This is a genomic window from Streptomyces poriferorum (genome assembly GCF_019399235.1).
GTDB classification, from domain to species: domain Bacteria; phylum Actinomycetota; class Actinomycetes; order Streptomycetales; family Streptomycetaceae; genus Streptomyces; species Streptomyces poriferorum.
Map to the genome: position 1 here is coordinate 1 of NZ_JAELVH010000001.1, position 9,544 is coordinate 9,544.

The window sequence follows — 9,544 nt, forward strand, 5'->3', positions numbered from 1 at the left end:
GTCGGCCCGGGCCCGTTCGGTGTTGGTCGACCGGTTCGGGTCGGGCTGGAGCGATGTCGGGACCTTTCCGAGAACGACGGCGGGCGAAGCGGACGAGCTATGGGCGGCGCTGGAGGGAGCAAGGGAGCAGGCACCCTTCGTGCTCGTCGGTCATTCCTTCGGAGGGCTGCTGGTAGCCAACGCGGCCAGGCGTCGGCCCGATCTGGTGGCAGGTCTCGTGCTGCTCGATCCGACACCCCCGGAGGTGGTCGCCTTCGCACCGCGCAGCCGGCAGATCGCGCGGATGCGTCGTGGTCTCCTGCTGACGGCGGTGCGGCAACTGTTCGGTGTCCACCGAGGTCCCGGAAACCGGGCGGGTCAAGGCTGCGCGGCAGCGTCGGTCTTCGCCGAGCTTTCGCCTGCCGGTCTGGCGAGAGTCGGCTGGGAGACCGTGGTGTACGACGGGGACCTCGGGGACCTGCCTCTGGTACTGGTGATACCCCGGGATCTCATCGGCGGTGAGGCGGTGCTGGCCGGCGCCCGGGACACTGCCGAGGCCGAACGGATCAGCCGCTTCTACCTCCGGAGCAGGGTGCGGTATCTGTCGGCGTCGACGGCGTCACGGCTGGTGCACACGCCGGAGGGAACGGGACACGACTTTCCGCACGAGGTTCCCTCGTTCGTGGTCGGTGTGGTCGGGGACCTGGTGCGGGAGCTCCGCGCAACGGGCCCGTGACTGCCGCGCGAGTCGGTCCCGGCCGGTGTCGGCGGGAGGAGAAGCCCAGGTTCATGACGGTGCCGACGTGCGTGCTGCCGCGGCACGGCGGCTGCCGAGGGCGAGGGCCTTGCCGATCACCCCGGCTCCGCCGGACACCACGTCCGGGCGCCCCGCCGGTCACGACGTCCGTTCCTCGGACGGGGACGTACCCAGGGACGGCACGGAGGCGAGCAGCGCACGGGTGTAGGGGTGTTGCGGTGTGCGCAGGATGGTCTCGGTGGGGGCGCTCTCGACGATCCGGCCGTGCCGCATGACCGCAACGGTGTCGGAGACGTGGCAGACCGCCGGCAGGTTGTGGCCGATGAAGAGCACCGAGAGTCCGAGCCGACGCTGGAGTTCGCGGATCGTGTTGAGGACGGAGGCCTGCACCGAGACGTCGAGCGCCGAGGTGATCTCGTCGGCGATCAGCAGGCCGGGGTCGACTGCCAGGGCGCGGGCGAGGGAAACCCGCTGGCGCTGGCCGCCGGACAGCTGCCTCGGCAGGCGGTCGGCGAGCCGGGGATCCAGGCCGACGAGGCCGAGCAGCTCGGTGACGCGCGCGGCGCGGGCGGCCCGGTCGAGTCGGCGGAAGACGGTGGCGGCTTCGACGAGCGTCTGGCGGGCCGTCATCCGGGGATCGAGCGCGGTGTCCGGATCCTGGAGGACTACCTGGACGAGGCGGCCGAGCCTGCGCCGGTCCCTGACAGTGCGGGTACGGGCCTCCCGGCCGTCGATCAGGACCCGGCCACCCTGCGCGGGGACGAGGCCGACGATCGCGCCGGCCAGGCTGGACTTCCCGGAGCCGGACTCGCCCACGAGCCCGAGCGTGGTGCCGGACGGGATCTCCAGGGAGACGCCGTCCACGGCGGCGAGGGAGGCGCGGGAGCCGGGATGGCGGACGGTGAGGCCGGTCACCTGAAGGTGGGTCATGAGCGGGCCACCGTCTTCAGGACCGCTGTCACCGGTTCCGGGTGCCAGCAGGCGACGCGGTGGGTGGCATCGAAGTCCTGCCACGGTGGAGCCTGCTCGGCGCAGTGGTCCTGGCGGCGCGGACAGCGGGGCTCGAACGGGCAGCCCGGTGCAGGCACGAGCGGGTCGGGCGGTCCGCCCCCGATCGTCGGCAGCGGTCGGCCGCGGTCGGCGGCGAGGTCCGGCACCGAGGCGACCAGGGCCCGGGTGTAGGGGTGCCTGGCGCCGTCGGCGAGGCGGTCGGCGGGCACGGCCTCGACGATGGTGCCCGCGTACATCACCAGCACTCGTTCGCAGAACTCCCCCACGAGTGCGATGTCGTGACTGATGAACAGAAGCGCGGCGGAGGTGTCCCGCCGGATGTCCGTGAGCAGCCGGGTGATCTGCCGCTGCACGGTCACGTCGAGCGCGGTGGTCGGTTCGTCAGCGATGATCAGCCCCGGTCGCGTCATCAGCCCCGCCGCGATCATCACGCGCTGGCGCTGGCCGCCGGAGAGCTGGTACGGACGTGAGCGCAGCAGCGCCGGGGACAGAGCGACCCGGCGCAGGGCGTCGGCAGCCTCCGCGGTGGCCTGTGCACGGCTCGTGCCGCGGTGGGCCCGGACGGCCTCGGTGAGCTGGGTACCGATCCGCAGGGACGGGTTGAGCGCCGAGGCCGGGTTCTGGAAGATCATGGACAGGCCCGTCGCGAGGTGCCGGTCCCGCTCCTTCGGCGTCAGGGCGGCGAGGTCGGCTCCCAGCAGGCGCAGGGTGCGCCGGGACACCCGGGCACCGTGAGGGAGCAGGTCGGCGAGGGCGAGCGCGGTGAGTGTCTTGCCGGATCCCGACTCACCGACGAGCCCGACGGCCTCACCCGGCCGCAGTGACAGGCTCACACCGCGCACCGGCTGGATCGTGCCGCCCGGGGTGGGGAGTTCGACGGTGAGGTCCTCGACCTGGAGGACCAGCCCGTCCTCGGCGGGGCCGCTCGGCGGGGGCGTTGGTGCGGGGGCGCGTGGCGCCGGGCCGCGGCGGGCGACGCTTCCGGCCAGGGCCTCTCCGAGCAGCTGGAAGGCCAGGGCCGCGTAGAGGACGGCCAGGCCCGGGGCCAACGCGGGCAGCGGCTCGGCGTAGATCCGGTCTAGCCCCTGACTGAGCAGCAGTCCCCAGTCGTAACCGGGCGGTTGGACGCCCAGGCCGAGGAAGCTCAGCCCGGAGAGTGCGACCAGAGTGGTGCCCGCCGCCGTGGTGGCGCTCAGGAGCAGCGGCTCCGCGATGTTGGGCAGGACATGCCGCCACAGAAGCCGGTGGCGGCGCAGGCCGAGGACACGGGCCGCGGCCAGGTGGTCGGTGCCCGCGACCCCCGCGGCGAGGGTCTGGGCGAGCCGGGCGAATCCGGGGACGCCCGCCGCCGCGAGGGCCAGCACCGCCCCGGCGGTGCCCGCGCCGAACACGACCGCGAGGAACATCGCGACGAGGAGTGCCGGGAAGGCGAGCAGGAGGTTGATCATCCCGGCGGTCAGCCGGCGGCCGCGCCTGCCGAGGACCGCGGTGCAGGACCCGACGATGATTCCCGAGCCTGCGCCCAGCAGGACCGCCGCCAGCGCGAGCAGCAGGGAGGGCCGGGTGGCGGTCAGTACCCGGGCGAGCAGGTCCCGGCCGAGGCCGTCGGTGCCGAAGGGATGGGCGGCGGAGGGGCCCCGGAGCACCACCGAGGGGTCCGGGCGGTCGGCTGCCGCGCCCCAGACCATCGGACCGGCCACGGCGAGCGCGACGAGCGACGCCAGCATGAACGCGGTGGCCCAGGCGATGGGTGAGCGCCGGAAGCCGGAGGGAAGGCACATGGGTCACATCTCCCGGATGGCCGAACGGGGATCGAGTACGGCGAGCAGCACGTCGACGAGGAGACCGGCGAGCAGCACGGTGGTACCCAGTACCAGCACCATCGCCTGGACCACCGGGAAGTCCTGTGCGACCGCGGACTGGGCCATGGCGGAGCCGATGCCGGGCCAGGCGAAGACCTTCTCGACCAGCACGGTGCCCGCGATCAGGGCGGGCAGCAGACCGCCGGCGACCGTGAGTGCGGCTGTGGCCGTGTTGGGCGCGGCGTGCCGGAGGTAGCGCCGTGCGGGAGACAGCCGTTTGCTCCGGGCGGTGCGCAGGTAGTCCTCGTTCAGCACCTTCAGCGCTTCCACCCGGACGATGCGGAGCAGGACGGCGGTGGGGGCGAGCGATAGCGCGAGGACGGGCAGGACGAAGGACCCGACGCCCGCCGCTCCGGCCACCGGGAGCAGTTGGAGGCCGACGGCCAGTAGCGCGGTGAGTCCGGCGGCCAGGACGAAGTCCGGCACTCCGGCCATGCCGGCGGTGACCGCCGTGAAGGCCAGCTCGGTTCGCGGGCGGCGGCCGTCGCGGGTACGGACAGCGGCGAGCAGGCCGCCGGGCAGGGCGACGACGAGGGTGGCCGCGAAGGCGAGGCCGGCGATCTCCAGCGTGGCCGGTAGCCGGGTGCGGATCATCTCCGCCACCGGTGTGCCGGTGACCAGAGAGGTGCCGAGGTCTCCGTGCAGGAGGCCGCCGAGGTAGTGCCAGTACTGGGACAGGAAGGGTGTGTCGAGCCCGAGGGCGTGCCTGCGGGCAGCGACCAGGTCGGGGGCGGCGTCGACGCCGAGCGCGGCCCGGACCGGATCGCCGGGGACGAGGCGGATCATGGCGAAGGACGCGGTGAGCACGAATCCGAGGGACAGGAGCAGCCGGAGGGTGCGACGGCCGAGGAACACCGTCCAGGGGTGTCGCAGCAGTTGGGGTACGGACATGGTGGGCCCTCGGTCACTGAGGTGGGCGGTCACTGGTGGAGGCGGATGCTGGTGGGCACGAGTTGGCCGCCGAAGGTGGTGGCGAAGGTGGTGCGGTAGCCGTACACACTGCTCCGGCCTTCGGCGATCGGCAGCGCGTCTGCCGATCGGAAGAGCGCGGCGGCTGCCCGGTTCCAGGTGCCGCATCCGGTGGTGTCGGTCTCCCGGAGCCCCTGGGCGACCAGGGCGTCGTACTCGGGATTGGCCACCCCCGCGAAGTTGAGGCCCTGGGCGGGGGCGGCTCCGGAGAAGAAGGGGATGAAGCCGACCGGCAGGGCGAAACCGGGGGTACTGCCGACCACCACGTCGAAGTCGGAGCTCCCGTACATGGCGTTGACGAGGGCGGGCAGGCTCTCGGTCACCAGGTCGACCTCGGCGCCGAGCTCCGTCCACTCCCGGGCCATCAGCTCGGCGACGGAGGGCAGGGTCGGGCCGAGGTCGGGGCTGGTGATCAGACGGAGCCGGAGCGTCCGGCCGGCCCTGGTCAGCGGGCGGCCGTCGCCGGCGCGGGTCCAGCCGGCGGCGCGCAGGGCCTCGACGGCGTTCTGCGCGGGCAGGTTGGCATCGGCGAGATCGGCGTGACAGACGGCGCCCTCTGCGCCGAAGTCGGTGGCGGGGTTGCCGGTGCCGCCGACGGCGACGTTGGCCAGGCCCCGCCGGTCGAGGGCGGATACCAGGGCTCGGCGCAGCTTCCGGTCGGCGAGTACCCGGCCCGGGCGCTGGTTGAAGAACGTGAGCCCGACCACGGTCGCGACGTCCGCGGTGGTCAGACCGTGGCCGGTGAGCCGGGTGCGGTCGGGCCCGCTCACGCCTGCGATGTCGACGCCTCCGGTGAGCAGCAGGTTCGCCGCCGTGGAGGCCTGCGGCACCACCGTGATGACGATGTGCGCGGGGAGACCGGGGCGCGAGGTCGTCGCCCCCGCGGGTCCCCAGGAGTAGTCGTCGCGGACGGTGAACTCGTACGGTCCGCCGGGGGTGTAGCCGGTCAGGACGTAGGGGCCGGTTCCCTGGGTGGCGCGGTCCAGTGAACCGGGGCGGTCGAGGCCGGCGGGGCAGACGATCGGCAGCAGACCGATGGTGCGGGTGAGGAAGGGGTAGGGGGCGGCGGCAGTCGTCGACACCTTGCCGGTCCCGTCGTCGGCGCTCGCGGTGAACGGGACGTTCGGGAGGACGGTCCGGGCACCGGCGAGCTGGTTGGCCGGGTCTCCCGCGTAGGTGAGTGCCCGGGCCACCGCCGAGGCGGTGAGGGGAGTTCCGTCGGAGCAGGTGACGCCTGGACGGAGGGTGAAGGTGGCCGTGGTGGTGGTGGCCTGCCAGGCGGAGGCCAGTCCGGTGACCAGGGTGCCGTCGGGGGCGAGGTTGACGAGGGAGTCGTAGGCGTAGCGGGCCTGGGCGGCACCGAAGGCGGAGTACGGGTCGAAGCTCGGCGTCTCACTGGACTCGGCGATCCGGACGGTGCCTCGGTCCACCAAGGGGGTGCTCGTCGAGGAGGTGGCGACGCCGCAGCCGCCCAGCGCGACGGTCGAGGCCGTGAGAGCGGCCGCCAGCGCGACCGACGGAGTGCGTCGGAACATGGCGTCATGGTCGCACCGGGGATTGGTCATGGTGATTCAACTGACCTGCGCCCAAGGCGTGTTCGAACATCCCGAATCGCCGGGAGGCTTGACCGGGAGCCGTCGGGGGCGGCTGGGGAGGCGATTCTCGATTCACCCTTACGAGGGGTGCCGTGCCCACCGTGCCACCCGCGCGTTGCTCCCGGGCCGCGGCGAGCGGGTGCCGGCCGGGCGTGACATTTCCTCGAGCACCTAATCCGTTAATCAGACTGATTGGTGTCCGGGTGCGCCGCAATTCAGTTACGCGGGGAGGCCCTCACCCACTCGCACGAGTGAACTCGCAGGGGGTCATTTGGTCCATGCGGGCGTGGCTCGACTAGCGTGATCACGGGATCGGACGGGGCATTCCGACGTCCGGGAGAATCGATTCGTTGGATGAGCCCGGCTTTCTGGATGGAATGCTTCATATCCGCCCGGCTGTGCACTGCTTCGGTGTTCACCGCTCCCGGGTTCCCTGTCATACGTATGCGTAGAGAGGATGGAGCAACATGCCGCCTGTAGTACCGCCTTTCCTGATCGGCCTCATCGTCGCACCACTGGCCAAACGCCTGCTCAAGCCCCTGGTGGGTGGAGTCGTCAAAGCGTCCGTCGGCATCGCGATGGAGGTGAAGAAGGCAGCCCAGGAGGCCGGGGAGAACATTCACGACCTCGCGGCCGAAGTGGCCGCCGATGTGGTGGCCGCCCAGATCGCAGCCGGTGAGGCCGAAGGCCAGTCCGTGGACGGCCAGCCGGCCACGGGGCACGGCGCCAAGGGGGAACCGAGGACCCCGAAGATCCGCGCGACCGCCGTCAGCACCGGCGGAAAGACAAACTGACGCCCCATAAGGGATATCGGCCGCCGCCGGGCGCGCATGCCGATTCATTTCGGCTGAATGTTCCCGGCGGCGGCCGTTGACAGGCCGTTCGCCCGTTGAGAACTACCGCCCACAATTTCCCGCTCCGTCGCCGTAAACCGTCGTGTCCGTGGCGGTTCTCCGCGACCTCCGCAAACAGGTGATCGTACACATGCCATCGCTACTGGGTGCCGCCACCGAATTCCGCTCCGTGGAATTGGGTGCGAGCCCGCGCTCGGTCACACCGGGCCGCCAGCGCTGGGACGTCAAGCTGGTCCTGGGACGCCCCCGGACGGCCGAGATCCTCGCCGCCGCGCTGCGCCACATTCCCGGGATCACCGAGGCCCAGGCCAACCCCGTCACCGGCGGGGTGCTCGTCCGGCATGATGCGCGGCTGCGCGCCACGGACATCGGCCGGATCATCCGCAGAGCCGTCACCCGGGTCGCGGAGGAACCGGCCGGAGCAGGGCGTCCGGCACCGGCCCGCCCCGCCCCCGCATCGGCGCCCCGGGCGGACCTCGGCCCGGTCGTGCGCCCGGTGCTCGCCGTCGGGGGCGGGGTCGCGGCCGGCGTCGCGCTGATCAAGGGCTCGACGCTGAGCAGGCAACTGGTCGCCGCGGGCGGGGTTGCCACGGCCACCGCTGTCGTCCTGCGGAAGGCCTGGCGCGGAACGGTCGACACGTCCCGGGACGCGACCGGGACCGGTGCCGAGCGTCACCCCTTGCTGGAGATCGTCGGTCCGCACCGGCGCCGCCTCTACAGGGCTGCCGCCCTGTCCGTCGCCTGCCAAACCGCGGAGATGGCGCTCGGTACCTTCCTCGGATGGACCGGACTGGTCCTCATCAAGGGTGAGGCGGCTCCGCTGGTGAGCCTCGGTCTGACCACGGCATCCGCTCAACTCTGGGGACTCGCGGGGCTGGTGGCCGTCGCCTGTGCCGCGGTGGCGGGCCTCTCGTACGCCTCGAACCTCCAATGGCGCCGACTCGGCCAGGACATCGAGCACGACTGGCGGAGCCGCACATACCGACACGTACAGCACCTCGAACTGGGGCACTTGGAGGGTGAGCGGACGAGCAAGGTCGCCGGCGCACTCACCAACGACGTCGGCCAGCTGGGCGCCTTCTTCGCCGGCCCGGCCAACGACGTGCTGCAACTCGGCACCAGCCTGGCCGTCCTGGTGCCGGCGTTCCTCCTCCTGGCACCGCAGATCGCCTGGATCGCCTTCCTGCCGGTCCCGGTCATCGCCTGGCTGTCGCTGCACCACCAGAAGAAGGCCGCGGCGGACTACGCCGCCACCGGCGAGTGCCGGTCCAAGCTGGGCAGCCAGGTGATCAACTCGCTCGAAGCCGGCGCGACGGTCAAGAGCTTCTGCACCGAGGACTACGAGGCGGAACGCATCGACGTCCTGAGCGAGTCGGTCCAGGAGAGCAGCCGGCAGACCGACCGGAGCACGATCCGCCACGCCGAGACGGTCCGTTCCTGCACCACCGCGTCGATGGCGGCAACCCTGCTGATCGGCGGACTGTCGGTACTCAACGGCACCCTGCGCTTCGAGGTGTTCAGCCCGCTGATCGGGCTCCCCCAGATGCTGCTGATGCGGATGAGCCGGGTCGGCGGCATCACCGACCAGTACCAGCGCACCCTCGCCTCGTACAACCGGGTCCAGCGACTGCGCACCCTGCCCGTCGAGGCCGACGGCGGCGACGGGACGCTCGACCTCGCCGAGGTACGGGGCGAGGTCGTCCTCGACGGGGTCACCTTCGCCTACCCCGGCCGGCCGACGGCCCTGAAAGACCTCTCGCTGACCATCCCGGCCGGGCAGGTGACCGCCCTGGTGGGCGCCACCGGCTCCGGCAAGACGACGATCGCCAGACTGCTGATGCGATTCCAGGACGCCCAGTCCGGGAGGGTACTGATCGACGGACAGGACATTCGGGACCTGCGGCGGCACAGCCTGCGCCACGCCATCGGCTTCGTCGCCCAGGACCCGTTCCTCTTCGACGGCAGCATCGCGGACAACATCCGCTACGGCAGCTTCGCAGCCTCGGACGAGGAAGTGCTCCGGGCCGCTGCCATGGCCGAGGCCCACACCTTCGTCGCGACGTTGCCGGACGGCTACGACACCTTGATCGGTGAACGCGGTGCCGCGCTCTCCGGCGGACAGCGGCAGCGGATCGCCCTGGCCCGGGCGATCCTCAAGGACTCCCCGGTCGTGATCCTCGACGAGGCCACCTCCGCCGTGGACAACGAGACCGAGGCCGCCATCCAGCGCACCCTGCGAGGCTTCGCCACCGACCGCACGATGGTCGTCATCGCCCACCGCCTCTCCACGGTCCGCCACGCCGACCGCATCTACGTCATGGACAAGGGCGGCATCGTCGCCGAACAGGGCACCCACGACGAACTCCTCGCCCAGCACGGACTCTACGCATCCCTCTGGCAGCTGCAGGCCGGCGAACTCGCCGCCTGACCGCAGACAAGAAGCCACTCCGCCCGCCGATCGCGTGACATCACCGCACTCGGCGCGGCCCGGCACGTCCTGCGCGCATGCCCACCCAT

Annotated in this window: 7 protein-coding genes; 3 read left to right on the top strand and 4 right to left on the bottom strand. The window is 71.9% G+C overall.

The features are described from left to right. Positions 1–715 (top strand): alpha/beta fold hydrolase (locus JGS39_RS00005; protein WP_219566378.1); only part of this gene is annotated, 715 nt, incomplete at its 5' end. Between the two features lie 159 nt (positions 716–874). Here JGS39_RS00005 and JGS39_RS00010 read toward each other — a convergent pair. Genes JGS39_RS00010 through JGS39_RS00025 form a run of 4 tightly spaced genes read right to left on the bottom strand, consistent with a single transcriptional unit; the run spans position 875 to position 6,113 of the window. Beyond that, positions 875–1,666 (bottom strand): ABC transporter ATP-binding protein, encoded by a 792-nt coding sequence (locus JGS39_RS00010; protein ID WP_219566379.1) that lies wholly within the window; start codon positions 1,664–1,666, stop codon positions 875–877. After that, positions 1,663–3,528: a dipeptide/oligopeptide/nickel ABC transporter permease/ATP-binding protein gene (locus JGS39_RS00015; RefSeq protein WP_236065675.1), complete on the bottom strand. Its 1,866-nt coding sequence runs from the start codon at positions 3,526–3,528 to the stop codon at positions 1,663–1,665. Before JGS39_RS00015 ends, JGS39_RS00010 begins: the two co-directional genes overlap by 4 nt. A gap of 3 nt (positions 3,529–3,531) precedes the next feature. Then, complete coding sequence (locus tag JGS39_RS00020; RefSeq protein ID WP_219566380.1) at positions 3,532–4,500, bottom strand: ABC transporter permease; 969 nt, start codon at positions 4,498–4,500, stop codon at positions 3,532–3,534. Between the two features lie 29 nt (positions 4,501–4,529). Beyond that, a complete protein-coding gene (locus JGS39_RS00025) occupies positions 4,530–6,113 on the bottom strand; it encodes an ABC transporter substrate-binding protein (protein ID WP_219566381.1) in 1,584 nt (527 codons plus the stop codon). Positions 6,114–6,640: 527 nt separating this feature from the next. Between JGS39_RS00025 and JGS39_RS00030 the strand changes: the two genes are divergently transcribed. Continuing rightward, positions 6,641–6,967, top strand: coding sequence for a DUF5132 domain-containing protein (locus tag JGS39_RS00030; RefSeq protein WP_219566382.1), 327 nt, complete (start codon positions 6,641–6,643; stop codon positions 6,965–6,967). Positions 6,968–7,157: 190 nt separating this feature from the next. Continuing rightward, on the top strand, positions 7,158–9,455 hold the full coding sequence (locus tag JGS39_RS00035; RefSeq protein ID WP_236062811.1) for an ABC transporter ATP-binding protein/permease: 2,298 nt from the start codon (positions 7,158–7,160) through the stop codon (positions 9,453–9,455). Positions 9,456–9,544: the final 89 nt, after the last annotated feature.